Source organism: Hydrogenophaga sp. PBL-H3 (genome assembly GCF_010104355.1).
Classification (GTDB): domain Bacteria; phylum Pseudomonadota; class Gammaproteobacteria; order Burkholderiales; family Burkholderiaceae_C; genus Hydrogenophaga.
The window spans coordinates 2,570,963-2,588,003 of record NZ_CP044972.1 but is presented as its reverse complement, the minus strand read 5'-3'; the positions used below and the strand labels follow the sequence as shown (position 1 = coordinate 2,588,003).

Here is a 17,041-nt window from a genome sequence, read left to right as displayed (position 1 = left end):
GCAGGTGCCGATCGGCGCGTCGATCCAGCACAGCATGGGTGGTCGTGGCCTTGCAGCGCATCGCCTGGTGACGGGACCTGAACGGATGTCATTGGTGCCAGCACCTCCTTCTTTGCGGGTGGACCAGGCCGCGGGTTTGCCAGCCCGTTTTGTCCGAGCGCTCTGGTGGGCTTGGGTCTTGTTTGTCGTCTATGGCAGCCTTGTTCCTCTGGAGTTTCAGGCCATCACCCTGGAACAAGCCCTGGCGAGTTTCGCGAGCATCCCCATGCTCGACATTGGCCTGGAGGGGCGCGCCGACTGGATCGCCAATGGCGTGCTGTACGTGCCCGTGGGCTTTTTGACCGCCGCATCGTTGGCGGGGCAGGGCATTGGCCGGCGGCTGTTGAACAGCGTGCTGGCCATCGGGTTCGGCCTGGCCCTCGCGGTGGCGGTTGAGTTTTCGCAGTTGTACTTTCCTCCGCGCACGGTCTCCATCAACGACCTGGTGGCAGAGGGACTGGGTACGGCCGTGGGCGCTTTGCTGGCCTGGCGTGGCACGGCGTGGCTGGCTGGCTTGCAGACGGTTTTGCGCGGTCACTGGCGCGAGGTGGCCGCTGTCCTGGTGCCCGCGGGGGCGCTGGTGGTGCTGCTCGTGTCCCTGTTTCCGTTCGACGTTCTGGTGTCGTCTGCCGAACTGTCGGACAAGGCGAGTGGCTCGTTCTGGGGTTGGTGGATGGCCCCCGAGTTTGCGCAGGAGTCCTTGATACGTCAGCTGGCCCGGCTGGTTGCCGAGACTGCGGTGCTGGTGCCGCTGGGCGCGTTGTGGGCGCGCTCCGTCCTCGTCGGCCAGCGGTCGGCGACCGCGCAGGCTTCGTTGCTGGCGGCATGGTGGTTGGGTGCCGGTTTCGGCGTGATCATCGAGGTCGGGCAATGGTTCATGGCGTCGGGTGTGAGCCAGGGGCTGTCGGTACTGACGCGGGGCACAGGCTGGTTGTTGGGTGCCTGGCTGTGGAATCGCAGGCTCGTCTGGAGCATCGATCAGTGGCGCAAAACCTTGAGCCGGTGGGTGTGGCCCCTGGCAGCGCTCCACCTGTGGGCGGTCGTGGTGTTGAGTGGCTTGGGCGGTGGCGCCTGGCGCAGTGTCGAAGATGCGGTGGCGCGCTTGTCCAGCGGCGAGCTTCGTTTCGTGCCGTTTTATTACCACTACTACACCAGCGAGGCGGTCGCTCTGCAGAGCCTTCTCACCATCGCCTTTCTCTATGCGCCAGTGGGGCTGTGGTGCTGGGTGTCGTCTTTGTCGGTGCGCCATGCGGCCTGGATCGCCGCTGGCGTGGCCCTCGTGGTGGAGTTCGGGAAACTGTTTCCGCTTGAGAGCCGGCCCGACCCGACCAACGTCTTGATCGCTGCGACGGCAGCGGCTTTGTGCGTGCAGTTGTTGCATCGGTTTTTTGAGCCGGGGAGGGAGGTTGAGCCCGTACAAGCATTGCCCGCAGTGAGCCCGGCGCGCACGGGCTCCGCGGGAACCGTTGCGACACGCGCCTCGGTCTGGTTGATCCTTCCGGTGTTCGTTGGCGCTGCTGCCTGGTTGTTCCATTTCCCGGTGTTGCAGTGGCCGGTCGGACTCGCGCTGATGGTGGGTGCCTCGCTCGTCTGGTGGCGCCCGGTGTGGTTGTTTGGCGTGGTTGCAGCGGCCTTGCCCTCGTTTGACCTCTCTGCCCTGAGCGGCAGGGAGTATGTGGATGAATTTGACGTGCTTCTGTTGATCGTGGTGGTCATCGCATGGGTGCGCCAGCCACTGGGCGGCGCGACCCCCGCACAAGACCGCTGGTTGGGTGCAGTCCTGGGCGTGTTTGTCATGAGCGCTGTTGTGGCGGTGGTGGTGGCCTTGCGTCCCTGGGAGCTGGCTGCATTGCAGAACCCGGATACACCCCTGAGTCCCTGGCAAGCGGTGCGTCCCTTGAAGGGGTTGTTGTGGGCCTTGTGCTTGTTCGTTCTGGCGCGGCGGCAACATGCCAACCAACTGCCTGTGGTGCGCTCGTTTGGCGTGGGCCTGGTGGTGGGTCTGGCCTATGTCTCGTGTTTCGTTTTCTGGGAGCGTGCCGCTTTTGCCGGTTTGTGGGATTTCTCGACGCCTTATCGCGCGGCCGGTCCTGTGATGGCCATGCGACTCGGCGGGGTGTATCTCGATGCATTTTTGGTCTCGGCGCTGCCTTTTGCCCTGTTGGGCGCGCTGTTTGGCAAATCAGCAGTCTGGCGGGTGTTTTGCAGTTTGGTCGCGCTGGCGGCGGCCTATGCAGTTGTCGTGACGTTCACGCGAACGACGCATCTGGCCGCGGTGGTGGTTTGTGCATTCGTTGCCATTGCCGGTCACCGGGCTTTTCTGACGAGGCGCCTGGGTGCCCTGACCTCAGCGGCCCTGTTGGTCGTGCTGGTCGCGATGGCCTATCCCCTGGCCATCAGCCCATTCGCCAGTTCGCGGCTGGCGATCGTGGGGCAAGACTTTCAAATACGGATCGATCACTTCAGGAACGTGGTGCGCATCGGTGGTCAGAGTGCCTCGGCCTGGATCTTCGGAAACGGTCTGGGGCAATACCCTTCCCGAACCTACTGGGATGCCGTGTCGCAAGCACAAGATGGCACCCACAAGGCCATGCACCGTTTCCTGCGACAGGAGGGTGTGAGCCAATTGCAGTTGGGCCCGGGCCCTGATCTGTACCTGGATCAGTTCGTTGAACTTCATGGTGCAGGCCCTGTTGAATTGGCGTTGGAAGCCCGGTCCATCGGGGGCAGCGGTTCAATGGCTGTTTATCTGTGCCAGAAATGGCTTCTTTCCTCAGAGAACTGTGTCGTGCGCGGTTTTGATCTGAAAGCAGGCGAGCCGGGCTGGCAGTCTTTTTCCGCTTCCATTGAGACGGAGGCATTGCGTCGATCCGACGGTTGGTTGGGTCGACCGGTGCGGCTGGCGATTCAAAACTCCGGTGCCGCGCGTGTCGATATCCGCCAGATTTCGCTGCGCACCGCGCAGGGAAACGAGTTGCTGCAAAACGGCAACTTTGCCTCTGCGGGGGACCATTGGAGCTACACCTCGGACGACCATCGCTCGTGGCGGGTGCTCAACATCTTTCTGGCGGTCTGGTTTGACCAGGGGGTGTTCGGTCTGGTGGCCTTCGTGCTGTTGGTGGGCACGGGACTCGTGCGTGGGTTCAGCGCTGCATCGTCGGGTGACCAGTCCTCGCTCGCCTTGACCGCCGCGTTGGTGGGTCTGGTCGTCGTGTCCTTGTTCGACTCGTTCACCGGCGAGCCGCGCTATGTGCTGCTCCTGGTGTGCCTGACGTGGATGGCGTCAATGAGGTCGTCCCATCGCGTTGCTGGTCCTGTTGTTCCGGCGCCTTCGATGCCTGGCAAGGCTTCCCGAGGCTTGCGGGTGTGAGCGGGCCAGCCGACCGGGCCCACAGGCCGCCAGATACGGAGCTGTTCCAGACGAAGGCATGGTTCGACAACCTTCGCGAGCACGGCTTTGTCGATCAGCCCATTTCCCTGCCGCTGGAGTCCTCATCAAGCGCAGGCGGTTTGAGCTTTGAGCTCATGCGGCCGCAGGCGGGGGGGGGCTTGCAGGCGCTTTCAAACTTCTATACCTGTCTGTTTGGACCACAGGGTGATGTTGAATCGATGAGCGCATCCGACTGGCGTGCTCTGGTGACGAGGATGCGCGAACTCCCCGGCAGTGCCGTCGTTCAATTGCAACCGCTGGATGCATCCAGTGAATGGCTGGCCGCGTTCGAGAAGGCCTTGCACACGAAGCGCTACTGGACCGATCGTTTCTTCTGCTTCGGCAACTGGTACCAGCCCGTGGCCTCGGGCGGATTCGCCGCCTATTGGTCTGAGCGGCCTTCAGCGCTGCGGCACAGCGTGGAGCGAGGGCGTCGCCGTTTGGAGAAAGCGGGTCCTTGGCGCATCGACATCGTCACCAGCGAGTCTGACGAGCTGGAAGCTGCCGTCGCAGCCTATGCGTCGGTCTATGGCCAGAGCTGGAAACAGCCTGAGCCTTGCCCTGCCTTCATGCCAGGCCTGATCCGTACCGCGGCTCGAGAAGGCTGGTTGCGCCTGGGCGTGTTGTGGCTGGACGGCAGGCCGCTGGCGGCTCAGGTGTGGCTGGTGCACGGCGGCAAGGCCAATATCTACAAGCTGGCGTATGTCGAGGGTTTCCAGAAACTCTCCGCGGGATCGGTGCTGACCGCCGCCTTGATGCAGCATGTCATTGACGTGGATCGTGTGGTGGAAGTGGACTACCTCAGCGGCGACGATGCTTACAAGGCCGACTGGATGGCGATGAGGCGGGAGCGGGTGGGCCTGCTGGCCTGCGACCTGCTCCACTGGCAAGGTTGGCTGGCGGCTGGGCGCCATGTGCTGGGGCGCTGGGCCCGGCGAACGCGGGCCGCGCTGACGGGCTGATCAGGCCAGAGGAGCGGATTCCGCGTTCGTGTTGAGTTGCGTCTGCATGAACTGCAGGATGGTGGCTTCACGAGCCCCGAGCATGCGTTCCATTTCGGTGGCGCTGATGATGTAGACCCTGCGCGCCGGCGTGACGTTGGGGTTCAGAGGGCCCACCGCCACGAAAGGAAATCCCAGTCGGGTCAACAGCCGGCTGAACAGGTTGTCCATCGCGGCCATGCAGTAATCCAGGCCGGTCTGGCGGCACAGCTGGTACACCTCGCGGTACATGCCCAGCACCAGCTCGGGTTGGTGATGCCGCACACCATCGGTCTTGAGGGTCATCTCACTTTCGGGGTCACCCTGAATCGGCTTGCCCTCGTCAGAATGACGGCGGCGAAAATGCGGCGTCACGGCCAGCCGGGAAATTTCCCCGATCTTGTCCTCGGTGGCGCTGGAGTAGGGCAGGGGCCGCTCGATCACGTAGCGCTGCGCCACATTGAGCCCATATTCGTTGGGCATGATGATCCGCATGAAACCCGCCACCACGCCACTGGCTTTGTGGCGGGCGATGAAATGGCGGCTGTTGGCGTCGTACTGATCGGTTTCAATGGGATGCCCGCGGCTGGAAAACATGCCCGGTGCATCGACCCGGCCCAGCTCTTCGCAGAACACGAGGTACCGCGCCTCGAGGTAGTCCTCGAAATCGGAGCTGCCCGGGATCACTTCGTAGAAGGTGAAGTACACAGTTTCCATCGCAGGCCCTGGTGCCGTCGACCTTATGCGCGCTCGCCCGACACGATGAACACGCCGGCCGCGACCAGGCGCCTGCCGGCCGCCACGTCGGCCGACAAGTCTTCGAACAGCTTGGCGAGGTCCACGGCGTCGCCGAGCAGCGAGGCCTTGTAGCCGAGCAGGATGTTGAACAACACGGGGAACGGCAGTTCGCTGCTGGTGAGCATCATGACCCGCGTCTTGACCTTGGTGAACCCGGCCTGAAGCATCATCTCCTGCATCTTGCGACCGATGAACCGGTCACCGCCCTGGCTGGCCTGAATGCTTTGCGCGCTGTGCAGCACATGGTCCACACGCGGTTCTCCGGGGTGGAACAGAACGAGCCCGTCATCGGAGTCGACAGCGCAAAAACGGCCACCGGGCCGCGTCACCCTGAACACCTCTTGCACCACTGCCTGCGGCTTGGGAACGTGCTGTAGCACGAAGCGCGTGTATGAGAAATCAATGCTCTGGTCCGCGAGGGGCAGGGCGTCGCCATAAGCCTGATGGCTGAACAACCCGCGTGCGGGCTTTTGCCGCACATTGCCTTCCAGCTGGGCAATCAGGGTGGGACTGGGCTCCACGGCGTGCAGACTGCCCTGGGGAGCCAGCTCGGCCAGCAGGTCGGACACGAAGCCCGGGCCGCTGCCAATCTCGAGCACGTCGTGCGTGGGCTGGATGCCTGCGCCCCGCAGAATCGAGGTTTCCAGGCTGCGCACAGCCTGGGCCTGCTGCTGCAGGCGCTGTGTTTGAAACTGCGCGTCGTTGAGCGCTTCGAACTGGTATGAGCCCGTGTTCGTGTTGGTCATGTTCTGCAACCGTTGCTGTTCAACGGGGGACGGCATCCCTGGATGCGACGGTGAGCGCACATCGTCATTCCCTCCTTGATTCTGCTTCTGTACGAATATTGTATTGATCGGCCGCGATATGCAATCCCATGATCAACCCTATCACTTCGTTTTTTCAGCTTCGTTTCATTATGCTCGCCGGCCCTTGCCGGCAAGTTGACACAAGACAAGGATTCGCCTTGCGCTGTGGTGCGTGCGCTATAACTTCAGCAGCGGATGCCGCAGATTCATGCGGCTCCACAGCACCACCAGGGCCGGCAGCAGCAGCAGTTCCAGCAACTGGCCCGAGATCAGGCCGATGGCGGTCAGCAGACCGAAGCGGGACGTGGGCACGAAGCTGGACGTGGCGAGCAGCAGGAACTGCGAGACCAGCAGCGCCGAGGTGGCAAGCACGGCCTTGCCCGATGCCTCGATGCTTCTGGCGATGGCAAACACCGCGCCCGCACCGTTGCTCCGTCGCTTTTGATACTGATAAAAAATGTGGATGGTGTCGTCCACCGTGATGCCAAGCACCACGCCAGCAATGAGCACGGTCGCCATGTCCAGGTAGATGCCAGTTGCTCCCATGAGCATGAAGACGAAAAACAAGGGCGCCAGATTGGGCAGCATGCTGATGACCGCTGCCGGCACGGTTCGCCACAGCAGCAGCATGATGAGGAAGATCTGTCCGAAGGCACCGGCAAAGCTGAGCAGCTGGCCAGAGACCAAGAGGTCCTCCTGATCTGCAAACAGGCGTCCGTAACCCGCCATCTGCCACTTCAGTTGAGGTGCATCGACCTTGGCGATCATGGCCTCGATTTTGTTGATGACTTCCTGAATGGCGTTCGCGCCGTGCACGTTGACGTTGAGAAGAATGCGCATGCGCTGGTAGTCGTTGTTCACCAGTTCCTGCAGATCGCGGCCGTCGTAGATCAGCAGCAGCTGGGCCAACATGCGGTCGTCCGTGGGCAGTGCGCGAAAGCTCTTGTCTTCCTCGTTGAACGCCCAGTTCATCTCTTCGACGATGTCCATCATCGACAGCGTGCGGTCCACCTCGGGCAGGGACTCCACCTGCGCCTGCAGCGCCTGCACCTTGCGCAGCAGTTCGACGTTCTTGAACGCATCGCGGGCGGGGCCATCGATCACGATTTCGAGCGCCGTCACTCCGACCAGTGCCGACTCGACCTTGGTGGTGGACGTTGTCAGAGGATGCGATGCGCTGAAAAACTTCAGCAGGTCCGACTCGGCCTGTACCCTGAGCACCAGGGCCGTGCCAGCCACCGAGATGAGCACCAGGCCACCCACCACCCAACCCGCATGCCGGATGCCAACGCGCGCCAGGCTGAAGGAGAGGCGGCGCGTCCATCCGAAGCCGCCACCTTCGCTGGCCCACGGCCCGTGGTCGTACTTCACCAGCAAGGGCGGGATCAGATAGAACACCACGAAATAGATCACGAGCACGCCGATGGCACCGACGAAGCCGAACACCTGCACCGGAGGGATGGGCACCAGCACCAGGCTGATCATGCCGGCTGCCGTGGTCAACACATTGAACATGGCGGGCGTGTTGATCTCCTGCAAGGCGAAGATGACGCGCTTCGGGCGATGGAACCCCGCGTCCCGCATGCGCTTGAGGGCGGCATAGAAGTGCAGCAGGTTGGCCGCGGTGTAGGCCGAGATCAAGGTGGGCACCATGGCCGTGACCAGTGTGTACGGCTGACCGATGAGGGCAATCAGAGCCACGCAGGCGATCACCGAAGTGCTCATGGCCACCGCCCCGATGACCACCGGAATCACGCGTCCAACCACCCAGTACAACAGGGCCAGGCCCAGCCCCATGACCAACGGCGTGAACACGATCGTGTCGCGCAGCATCGAGCGCATCTCCGCAGCGTCCAGGGCCACGGTTCCCGCCACCGCCTCCAGGCGGGCCTCCAGTTTTTGTTCCTGCACGGCGGCATGGAACGCGTCTTCGATGGACTGTCGCTGACGGCTTTCGTCGAGCTTGCGGGTGCGCACCACCACGGCCAGGGCCTTGCCGTCGGTTGAGGCAAGCCAGCGCGGCATGAAGCGGTCACCCAGCACGCGGGCCTTGCGGACCTCCGCCGACTCGGCGTCCAGACGCGTTGCATCGATCAGGGGTTCGACCACGAAGCCGTCTGCGCTGCCCGCGATGTGGTCCACCCGCGTGACGGCGAAAACCCGATCCACATCGGGGTGTTTCGCCATGCTTGCCGCGACGCGGTCCAGAGCGCCGAGCACCGGGGCAGAGTAGATGTCGTCGCCGCGGAACAGGCCGATCAGGATCTCGTCGCTGGGAAACTCGGCGCGCAACTCGCGTTCGAGCACGGTGGCGGGAGCGTCGTGCGGGAAGTACAGGCCGGGTGCGTTGTTGAGGTTGAGCCTGAGCAACAGGGCGGCAGCGATCACGTGGATCAGCACGATGATCGTGATCGCTGTCTTCCTGCGCAGAATGCCCGGCTGGGTCACGCGCAGGAAGAGCGCGTGTTGCGTCACCCTTGCTATCTGGTTGCGCAGCCTGTCGATCAAGTGCATGCCTCAGCCACAGCGTGCCTGCGCCGTGGCTTGAAATTCAACCGGGCAGTTCATGGTCAAAACTTTCCCTGCCAACCGATCACCAGGGTGTCGTTGCGCCGGTAGAAGCCCCCCAGGGTGTTGCTCGCTCCGCTGAACAGGTGTGCCGCGAGGTAAATCTCCTGCTGATCGATACCGGTGTAAGTCAGCCGCGGGTTGAAGTAACGGTCCCGGTCGTTGAGCCCCAGCGAGAAGCGCAGGTCGGCGCGCCAGCGTCCATTGGCAAACGGATGTTCGATTTCACCGGTCAGGCTGTAGATTCGGGTCCGGTCCAGCACGGCCTTGTTGGTGAAAGTTCGGTGCCCTGCGAGCTGCAAGGTCACGCGTGTTTCACTGTCACCCGGGAAAAATTCCGCACCGAGCACGATGTCCAGTGCAGGTTCGGTTCGATACTGGAAGCTCTGGGTGGTCAGCGGTACCGCACTGTTCGCGGCAACTTCCATGCGCCAGGTCGCACCCAGGCGCTCCGTTTCCAGTTCGACGCCCAGCACCGTGCTGAAAGGGTGGACCGCTTGCAGCACCACCTGCGCAGCGGGCACGACCTTGTAGTAAGGCTGAGACTGCCGGATGCGCTGCAAGCTGAATCCGTAGTCGAAGCCTTCGCCCTCGGCCGTCAGGCGCACGCCCCCTCCGCCCGAGCCATGGATGTCGGCCTTGACCACGCGCGCGCCCACGATGCCGGGCAAGCTGCCGATGCCCAGGATTCTTCCGTTGGTGGTGTCCACAGGGTTCCAGACACTGCGGGCGTCGGGCATGACGGCATCGTCAAACACGGGCAGCCACACGCTGTCCAGCTTGAAGCGTTCGCCAAAGTACTCCGCGCGCACCGCGGGGACTGCGCGCCGGCGATCGGGCAGCTTGTCGAGGACGGCGCGGGAGAAGTCCACCCGGCCCATGCGATCGGTCGGGGAAATCTCGTCAACCCGTCCCCACAACACGTTTTGGGTGCCCAGTGTCACCCGGACGTCTTTTTGCTGCCAGCGAAGGTAGTTCTCGGTGTAGTCCAGCCGGACCCGGTCGAAGTCGCGATCGCCGTATTGCGCGTGGGCGTCCAACCTCGCGCCCAGGGCGTAGCTCCAGTCACCGTTGTTGCCTTGCAGGCTCACGGCACCGTGCGCCAGGACACTGCCGGATGCGCCCGGGTCGTCGGCAAAGCCCCCCACCTCCAGACGCAGCGCGTCCACCTTGAGCCCCTCGGCACTTGCGGCCAGCGGTACGCCTCCCAGCGCCGCCAGCAACAACCCCGACCCGACCCAAGCCCCCCGCATTTGCTGACCCTGCATGAACATTGCTCCTCGTCTGATGGTTGATTGCATATCGATTTCGTCGCGAGCGCACCCCTGCGACCAAGGTTGTCACGGAAGGAATTCTCGCTCCACGCGCTCGTCGGCCAAGGCCCGCGAGGTGAATAACGACTCCGGGAGGTTGCGGTCGTACAGCACCTTGCCCACCGTCAGACGGGTTTGGTGACCACTGCCCAAGTCGCTCAGCGTGCTGTCCATGACGGTCCAGTGCCCCTGGATCAACTCGCGTTTGGTGACCAGCAGTCGCTTGCTCGGCTGGTCTGCGTTGCGTTCAAAGAAGTCGACGCGCAGAGGCAACAGACTCTTGGGGTCAATCCAGCTCAGTCGGCGCAGGTACACCGAGTTGCCAGCCTCTGTCGGGACACTCTCCAGTACCTCGCATTCGGTGTCTCCCACCCGCTCGCGTGCCTTCAGGCGGTGGTTGTCCATGGAAGGCTTGCGATCACGCAAATCCTCAAAGTAGTAGTCGGAATTGACAAAGCGCCCACCCTTGCGGTTGGAGTCGACTCGACGCACACGCTGCATGGCAGGCAGGTAGATCCACTGGTTGGAGGCCCCGTCCGCGCCATCGAGCGTGAGAAGCCCGGTGCCTTGTATGTCTGCCGGATCGGTGAAGCGGATAAGGGTTGACACATCGCCACCCTTGCCACTGGCCCGAAACAGCAGCATGCCGCGAACCCTGGGCGGCTTGCCTTCCTCTGTGAGCGACATGGTCACCACTGAAGTGACGTCTTTGCCGTCGGGCCGGTCGTACACGCGCTGGGCCAGCTTGGCGCCTTCGTCAGTCTGTGCGGCGGCAACCAGTGGGGTCAAAAGAATGGCGGTTACAAGGCGCCGGGCCATGCGTTGACTCAGTGCCAGACGCGTGGAATCGAGCCATGTCCTCCAGACCGTTCCTGCCATGCTCACCCCTTCATGAATCTGCTTGCTGGTCAGTCTAACGCAGGGTATTTGCCCTGGCGCTGGCACTGTAGCGCCCCCAGACCTCCAGTCTGGGTTCAGGAGTCAGCCGTCATCTTGGCCAGACGTTTTTTCGCCACGAAGCTCTTGAGCCGTTGAATCGGGTTGCGGTTGCCCATCCACAACCGTCGGTGATGAAACCGGCTCAGCCGCGCATCGAGGTAGGTGTACCAAGGCACGCATTCCAGATCTTGGGGATGCAAGAGGGCGATGAGAGCCTGCGTGGTGATGAAGCCGGTGCAGAGCTTGCAACCGGCGATCGAACTGGGACCTTTGCGGGCTTTCAGGTTGATCGTCTTGGGATCGAGGTATTTGAGGTGATGAAGTTCGGGCGCGAAACCCAGCATGAACTGCACGATCTTTTCGTCGTCCGACATCTCAGGTTTGATGGCGAAGTAGTCCGAGTACGACATCCCCTTGGGGCCAAAAGCGAGCACGCCCGCACCCAGACCCAAGGGCACAGCAGCAATGGTGGCCAGGCCCCGGGCCGTGGCTGCGTTCACCAGCAGGGGATGCATGTCGACTGCAAAGGCGTCAATGGCATCCACCGCCAGGTCCACACCTTGCAAGAACTTGTCGATATTGGCCGCGTTGATGCCTTCATCGAATTTCGTGATGCGCAAATCGGGGTTGATCGCGAGTGCCATGTCCACCATCACGTCGAGCTTGCGCAGGCCGATGGTCTGGGTGTTGGCACCGTACTGGCGGTTGAAGTTGAACAACTCGAATTCGTCGAACTCCGCCAGATGAAAGCCGCCCACGCCGGCCCGCACGAGACTGATGAGGTAGTCACCCCCCACGCCACCCATGCCTGCAATCGCCACTGTGCAGTTGTTCAGGCGCTCGTGCTCGGCGGTGTTGACCACCCCGATGTTTCGGCTGAAGGCGTCGGTGTAGTTGAACGTGGTCAAGATGGGCCCTCATGTGTCGTCGATGGTGTCACCTTTTATCAGATGCGCGCGCGCGAGAAGAACCGGGAAATGACACCAGTTGCCTCGGCGACCCAGGCCGTGCGAAAGAGCGACGAATGTCGGATTTGTTTACAGGCATGCGGGTCGTTGGCACGCCGGTGTTCGCTCATCTTTGTTTCTGTTGAAGTTTTCAGTCCTGGCACACAAACTGCTTTGTACAGGTTCAGGGCACAGCGCTCACCCATCAACATCAAGGAGTTTGGAAATGAAATTGAACAGAATCGCAGCTTCGGCGTTGACCGCCGCTACTTTGCTGCTGGCTACCGGTTCCGCCAGCGCTGGCTTGGTCAACGTGGGTGGTGTTGTGTGGGACACCGACTCATTCTTTGATTTCTCGGCGAACAGCACGCTGGTCGAGAGCGTGGCAACCACTGCTGGTCAAACCATCTCGGGCTACGGTCTTATCACGACCATCAATACGCAGACCAATTTCTGCTCTGGTTGCGAACTGACCTACACTTTCACTGGCTACACGTTGGTGAACAGCCTGACGCCTGCTGTGGGTGAAAGTTTCACGTTCACCGGCGGTGTGCTGAACTTTTTCGTGTCGGGCGCAAACGCCAACTTCCAGGACGTGACCACGTTTTCCGATGGCACGCCTTGGCTGACACTGGTTGGTGCTGACCCGTTGGGTACTGGCGCCACTCTGGCCGGTTCGCTGACGGGTGTGAGCTCACTAGGTGCCATTTTGACCGGTGAAGGTTCTGGTTTTCTGAACGTGGCCGGCGGTTTGGCTGCTGCCTACTTCGACACGAACTCGCAGTTTGGCGCCGACTTCAAGTACACCTCTGAGTTTCAGCCACTTCCCTCACCGATTGGTGGCATAACCCACCTGGGTACCGCAACGATTGCTGGCGACTCGCAGCCCGTTCCTGAGCCAGGAGTGATCGCTTTGCTTGGCCTCGGTCTTGCGGGCTTGGGTGTTTCCCGCCGCATGAAAAAAGCAGCTTGATCGAGATTGAGTAGATGTAAGGCAGGCCGTACAGCACAAGCATGTTGTGCGGCCTTTTTTAACACGGGGTGTGATATGAAAAACATGATTGTGAACGCCGTGCGTTCAGCTGTTGTGACCGGTGGACTTTGTTTGGCCGGAGGAGCGAACGCCCAGTTGGTCCTTCCAGATGTGGAACCCTGCGGTGCAGCTATTCAAACCGCTCTGAGCGGTGGTCTCAACAACCTGCAGTGCTTGAAGGGTACCGTCACGGCGACCAGCCCCGGCACTTACATCGCCAGTTACCACGACGAGTTTCTCTCTTACTCGATCGAGGCGCTGGAGACAATTCAAAAATTGGCCCCCAGCCTGCTGTCGACCACCATTTATGGCGACTGGAGCAAGCTGGTGTCGGGTTCCGGGCAGCTCGACATCGGCGTGCTGATCAAGGCAAACGGAGATGGGGTGCTCAACAACCCCGATCCGTTCCCCGACGCGCAGTCTTCCAATACAACCGATCCAATTTATGTGCGTACCTGGGGTGGATCCACTGGGACTGATACGAGTGATCCAGGCAATGATCCCAATGATCCAGTCTTGACCGTTCAAGAGGTGGTTGATTGGCTTTCGCCTCAACTCATCCCGGTTTTTTACTTTGATTTGGCTGATCCGCAAGCAGGAGGTGCCGTTTCTCAACTCTACTTCGGCGGTCAGGTCTATCTGACCGACAGCTCTGGAGTTCCATTGACAGATGGGAATGGCGATCCCGTGGTTTGGGCGCTCGACAACGTTTTTGATGGTCAGTACTCGATCAGCGGCGATCTGGCGTTGGATCCAGACATGGTGTTGGCTCCACAAAACGTCCCTGTGTATATTCCCGGATCGGGTTGTTCTACAGCGCCGTTTGGCGCGGATTGGTGTCTCATCACGAACAGCCGTGGTAGTGGATCACCCGAGTTCATTGCTTACGCTCCCAGCATGGACTTGAGTCCCTATGCGAAAGACGGCAACTTGTTCTGGGGCAATTTCAAGATCGCAGCCGATGGTGGCGCCAGCGAAGAGATTTATCTGACCAAGCGTGTGTCCACCACCGACATTCCCGAACCAGGCATCCTCATTCTGTTGGGTGTGGCACTGGCCGGCCTTGGTGTGGTTCGGCGGTCGAAGAAGGTCGTTTGACAGACCAGATTGAAACGTAAAAAAACCGCGCAGGCAATGCGCGGTTTTTTTTCGTCCACGCGCAATCAATGACGCGCGCTGTTGATGCAAGCCGAATGTCAGACCAAAGAGGGTATGCGAGCGCCAAATGGCAACAGGCAGGAAGTCGAGCGCGGCGTTTGCCATGAAGGCTCACCAAACGCTTCCACCATCGGTGCATCCGTTCCGAAAATGAACTGATACAGGCAGGAGTTCCGACCCGCCAAGCCAGAGCGCATTGCGTGTGCGCCAATAAGGTAGGGTTGCCTCGCAGGTTGAACCGCATGGTTGACAGGACCTGCTTCTTGAAACGGAAATCCCAGACGATTGAGCATTCGTGACAACGAAGGCTCCATGGCCGCGTAGCAGTGGGTGATGCCGTGTTCACTCGCCAGTCGGAATATCTCTCGGTAGAGACCCAAGGCGACGGTCGGGCCGTCGCGCTTGACTTCCCTGCAGATCTCTTCCGAGCAGATCGCTGGCAGGGCCGGACCAACGAGTTGTGTATCGCGACGGTAGCGCCGCAGCTTGCTTGAAATGGCGAGTCTGCCGATTTCTCCCACCGATTCCGCATCCGAAGTGGCGGCGGTGTGGAGTTTGTATCGAGACAGGACGTTGAGCCCCTTGGGGCTGGGAAGAATGAGTCTGGCACACCCGACGGCTTCGCCAGTCTCTACCGATCGGCACAAGACATGCAAACTGTGCTCGTCAAAACCATCTGTTTCCATGGGGCGGCTGCCCGAACCCTCTGCGCATGAGGGAACTCGTTGCAGTTCCGTGCAAAACACCTCGTGTCGCAGAGAGCAGTAGTCTTCGTAGCCCGGGGTCCCCCGGCTCACGACCGAGTACTCGTATTTTTGCGCCAGCATCGATGTTCTCCACAGCGTACCTGAAGGTACCCGCTTGATATAGGTTGCAAACGCTTTCCCAACCTTGCGACCATACCTTGATGATGGTTGGTTTTCGGGCGCTGAAATGTAAATGCAGTCGCCGAAATGTAAGCCGTCGCAGGACTGGGAATCTTGTGCATTTGGCAACGGGCGCCTCGTGCCATCGCAGAGTAACCCGATCACATTATTTGACGGAGCCAGGACAAGACGAATGACTCCATTTGGCGACTGGCGGTCGTGGTGGAGCAGGTGTGGTCTGCCCCTTGAATGTGTTGCAGAAAAAGCTGTGACCGCTCAAGTGAACCCAGCCACCGTGCGTCGCTTTGAGCCAGTTCGTGGAACTCTTTCGCGACGAGGTCACGTTCGCTGAGCAGCAGCAGGATGGCACCCGGAAAGGCCTTCCAAGCTTCTGCCATGGCATCTTGAAAGCTGAGTGGCGTGGGCTCATGGCGGCGCATGGCGATTAGGTTATGACCCAGACCTCGAAGTGCCTGCCATCCCACCTGCCCACCTAGCAACTTGCGCCAGAAGGATGGGTCCAGGAGCCTTTGGCGGTAGTAGTGTTTGACTCGAACGCGGGCGTGGCTGGCTTCGGAGCGTACCCACGGATTGAGCAGCGCCAGTCCGACCACGCGCGGGTCTTGTGTGTTTCGAAGATACAGCACACTGGCCGATGCTCCATCGCACAGGCCCCACAGGACCACCTGGTCTACGCCGGGGCAGTGCTGGTACAACGCATCGATGGCCAGTCCGATAGGGTCCGAAGTGGCTTCAAATGGCAGGAGGATACCCGGACTGTCACCCATGCCCGGCAGATCAAAGCGCAGTACCGGGTGCCCCTCTGCGGCCAGGCGGCGCGCCAGTTGCACAAATTGCCTGTGGCTGCCCACCCGGTATTGGGCGCCGCCGACCACGATGACGACCGCCGTGTGCTTCGCGGCGACGTCCTCTGGGGGCAGGCTCACGATGCCCAGCATGTCGGCCTCAGGGCCGATCATCTGGATGGCTTGTTCACGGACTCTCATGGGGCGACACGAAGCTGCGAGGCGTGTTGATCCACCATTGCTGCGAGTGTGGTGCTGATCAGGTTTGGTGCCTCGTCTGCGCTCACCGTTTGCCAGAAGGCGGGGCCTGCCACCGAGCGGGCATCCACTTCCCAATGGGCCGCATGCCAGCGTCGCAACTCACTTTGCCCTGCCGGGCTCAAGGCGACATCGGACTGGGTGGAGAGTTCAAGCCAGACAATCCGCCCGGCGGTCCCTCCATCGAACGGTTGCAGGCGTGCGTCTGCCAAGCCCCCTGCCAATTCAGGACCGATGGTGTAGCCGGCGACGTCCACGGTTTGGCCCTGAGCAAGTCGCTGAGCGGGAGTTGGTCCGTCCGCCTTTTGCGAGCCGAGCCACTGGCTTGCAGCGTGCAGTCGAAGGAATTGCTGCAGTACCTGCGGGCCGCTGACCACGGGTTGCCACAACAGCAGGTTGGCCGGTTGGCTCAGCCTGCTCAGCAGCGCGGTGGCCAGCAGGGTGCCCGAACGCAAGCCCCAGAGCCACAACGGACCATCGGATTTTGAGTTCAACCATCCAAGGGCCAGTTGCGCGTCATTGAGCCAGTCAGACCACGTCGCCTCAGCAAAGTCGCCTGAACTGTCGCCGCAGCCCAGCAGGTCGATCTGCAACACCGCGTAGCCCGCCCTGGCCATGGCGCGGGCTTGCTGAGCGACCACACGGCGGGTGGTGTTGAGTTCTTCGGCAAACGGGTGCAGGTACAGGACGCGCCCGCGCGGGGCGCCTTGCGGCGAATGAAAAAGGCAAAACCGCTGGCTCTCGTCATGATCGGTGCCGCCAGAGGGCAGGAAAAATGCCTTGGGCAGGACTTCGCGGTCGGTGGGGGTCACGTGGGATGACCACTGAGGTGCTGCTCGACCAGACTGGTCAAGGTGCCCACGGTGGCAAACACGTCAGCATTGAGCACCTCGTCGCTGAATGCAATGCCGAAGTGGTCTTCAAGGCCGCCGATCAGGGCCAGCACGGCCATGGAATCGAGTTCGGGTAGCGCGCCCAACAAAGGCGTGCCGCGATCAAAGGCAACGGAGCGCCCTTGCAGGCTGAGGGCATCGTCCAGCACGCGCAAGACTTGTTCGTACACGTTCATGGAATGGAAGCGGATGGATTGATATGGGAAA

At 61.4% G+C, this 17,041-nt stretch carries 14 protein-coding genes; 4 read left to right on the top strand and 10 right to left on the bottom strand.

Annotated features, from left to right (window positions below; genetic code table 11):
- Positions 1 to 4: 4 nt before the first annotated feature.
- Together F9Z44_RS11855 and F9Z44_RS11850 are read left to right on the top strand one after the other, a co-directional pair.
- On the top strand, positions 5 to 3,409 hold the full coding sequence (locus F9Z44_RS11855; protein WP_159606380.1) for a VanZ family protein: 3,405 nt from the start codon (positions 5 to 7) through the stop codon (positions 3,407 to 3,409).
- Positions 3,410 to 3,684: 275 nt separating this feature from the next.
- Entirely contained in the window at positions 3,685 to 4,431 is a 747-nt protein-coding gene (locus tag F9Z44_RS11850; protein ID WP_236574106.1) for a GNAT family N-acetyltransferase, read from the top strand.
- On the opposite strand, the gene F9Z44_RS11845 is transcribed toward F9Z44_RS11850, so the two are convergent.
- The 6 genes from F9Z44_RS11845 to F9Z44_RS11820 form a co-directional block, all read right to left on the bottom strand.
- The gene (locus F9Z44_RS11845) at positions 4,432 to 5,166 is read right to left on the bottom strand and encodes a PEP-CTERM/exosortase system-associated acyltransferase (RefSeq protein ID WP_159606378.1); all 735 of its coding nucleotides are present in this window, start codon (positions 5,164 to 5,166) and stop codon (positions 4,432 to 4,434) included.
- A 23-nt stretch (positions 5,167 to 5,189) separates the two neighbouring features.
- Positions 5,190 to 5,993 (bottom strand): methyltransferase domain-containing protein, encoded by an 804-nt coding sequence (locus F9Z44_RS11840; RefSeq protein ID WP_159606376.1) that lies wholly within the window; start codon positions 5,991 to 5,993, stop codon positions 5,190 to 5,192.
- Between the two features lie 237 nt (positions 5,994 to 6,230).
- The gene (locus F9Z44_RS11835; RefSeq protein WP_159606374.1) at positions 6,231 to 8,567 is read right to left on the bottom strand and encodes an efflux RND transporter permease subunit; all 2,337 of its coding nucleotides are present in this window, start codon (positions 8,565 to 8,567) and stop codon (positions 6,231 to 6,233) included.
- Positions 8,568 to 8,623: 56 nt separating this feature from the next.
- Positions 8,624 to 9,889: a DUF1302 family protein gene (locus F9Z44_RS11830; RefSeq protein ID WP_159606372.1), complete on the bottom strand. Its 1,266-nt coding sequence runs from the start codon at positions 9,887 to 9,889 to the stop codon at positions 8,624 to 8,626.
- A 72-nt stretch (positions 9,890 to 9,961) separates the two neighbouring features.
- A complete protein-coding gene (locus tag F9Z44_RS11825) occupies positions 9,962 to 10,723 on the bottom strand; it encodes an outer membrane lipoprotein-sorting protein (protein ID WP_201449952.1) in 762 nt (253 codons plus the stop codon).
- Between the two features lie 185 nt (positions 10,724 to 10,908).
- Positions 10,909 to 11,781: a ThiF family adenylyltransferase gene (locus F9Z44_RS11820; RefSeq protein ID WP_159606368.1), complete on the bottom strand. Its 873-nt coding sequence runs from the start codon at positions 11,779 to 11,781 to the stop codon at positions 10,909 to 10,911.
- Between the two features lie 265 nt (positions 11,782 to 12,046).
- On the opposite strand from F9Z44_RS11820, the gene F9Z44_RS11815 reads away from it, so the two are divergent.
- Together F9Z44_RS11815 and F9Z44_RS11810 are read left to right on the top strand one after the other, a co-directional pair.
- Positions 12,047 to 12,793, top strand: coding sequence for a PEP-CTERM sorting domain-containing protein (locus F9Z44_RS11815; protein ID WP_159606366.1), 747 nt, complete (start codon positions 12,047 to 12,049; stop codon positions 12,791 to 12,793).
- Between the two features lie 75 nt (positions 12,794 to 12,868).
- The gene (locus F9Z44_RS11810; RefSeq protein WP_159606364.1) at positions 12,869 to 13,951 is read left to right on the top strand and encodes a PEP-CTERM sorting domain-containing protein; all 1,083 of its coding nucleotides are present in this window, start codon (positions 12,869 to 12,871) and stop codon (positions 13,949 to 13,951) included.
- Between the two features lie 98 nt (positions 13,952 to 14,049).
- Here the strand turns inward: F9Z44_RS11810 and F9Z44_RS11805 are convergent, their stop codons facing one another.
- The 4 genes from F9Z44_RS11805 to F9Z44_RS11790 form a co-directional block, all read right to left on the bottom strand.
- Positions 14,050 to 14,838, bottom strand: coding sequence for a PEP-CTERM/exosortase system-associated acyltransferase (locus tag F9Z44_RS11805; protein WP_159606362.1), 789 nt, complete (start codon positions 14,836 to 14,838; stop codon positions 14,050 to 14,052).
- A gap of 200 nt (positions 14,839 to 15,038) precedes the next feature.
- Entirely contained in the window at positions 15,039 to 15,884 is an 846-nt protein-coding gene (locus F9Z44_RS11800; RefSeq protein ID WP_159606360.1) for a hydrolase 1, exosortase A system-associated, read from the bottom strand.
- Positions 15,881 to 16,753, bottom strand: a complete 873-nt coding sequence (locus F9Z44_RS11795) for a hydrolase 2, exosortase A system-associated (RefSeq protein WP_159606358.1) — start codon at positions 16,751 to 16,753, stop codon at positions 15,881 to 15,883. Before F9Z44_RS11795 ends, F9Z44_RS11800 begins: the two co-directional genes overlap by 4 nt.
- Positions 16,750 to 17,010, bottom strand: a complete 261-nt coding sequence (locus F9Z44_RS11790; protein WP_159606356.1) for an acyl carrier protein — start codon at positions 17,008 to 17,010, stop codon at positions 16,750 to 16,752. Before F9Z44_RS11790 ends, F9Z44_RS11795 begins: the two co-directional genes overlap by 4 nt.
- Positions 17,011 to 17,041: the final 31 nt, after the last annotated feature.

Coding starts and splice junctions, on each gene's coding strand:
- F9Z44_RS11850 (WP_236574106.1), top strand. CDS start 3,685: ATGCGCGAACTCCCCGGCAGTGCCGTCGTTCAATTGCAACCGCTGGAT.
- F9Z44_RS11845 (WP_159606378.1), bottom strand. CDS start 5,166: ATGGAAACTGTGTACTTCACCTTCTACGAAGTGATCCCGGGCAGCTCC.
- F9Z44_RS11840 (WP_159606376.1), bottom strand. CDS start 5,993: ATGACCAACACGAACACGGGCTCATACCAGTTCGAAGCGCTCAACGAC.
- F9Z44_RS11835 (WP_159606374.1), bottom strand. CDS start 8,567: ATGCACTTGATCGACAGGCTGCGCAACCAGATAGCAAGGGTGACGCAA.
- F9Z44_RS11830 (WP_159606372.1), bottom strand. CDS start 9,889: ATGCAGGGTCAGCAAATGCGGGGGGCTTGGGTCGGGTCGGGGTTGTTG.
- F9Z44_RS11815 (WP_159606366.1), top strand. CDS start 12,047: ATGAAATTGAACAGAATCGCAGCTTCGGCGTTGACCGCCGCTACTTTG.
- F9Z44_RS11810 (WP_159606364.1), top strand. CDS start 12,869: ATGAAAAACATGATTGTGAACGCCGTGCGTTCAGCTGTTGTGACCGGT.
- F9Z44_RS11805 (WP_159606362.1), bottom strand. CDS start 14,838: ATGCTGGCGCAAAAATACGAGTACTCGGTCGTGAGCCGGGGGACCCCG.
- F9Z44_RS11800 (WP_159606360.1), bottom strand. CDS start 15,884: ATGAGAGTCCGTGAACAAGCCATCCAGATGATCGGCCCTGAGGCCGAC.
- F9Z44_RS11790 (WP_159606356.1), bottom strand. CDS start 17,010: ATGAACGTGTACGAACAAGTCTTGCGCGTGCTGGACGATGCCCTCAGC.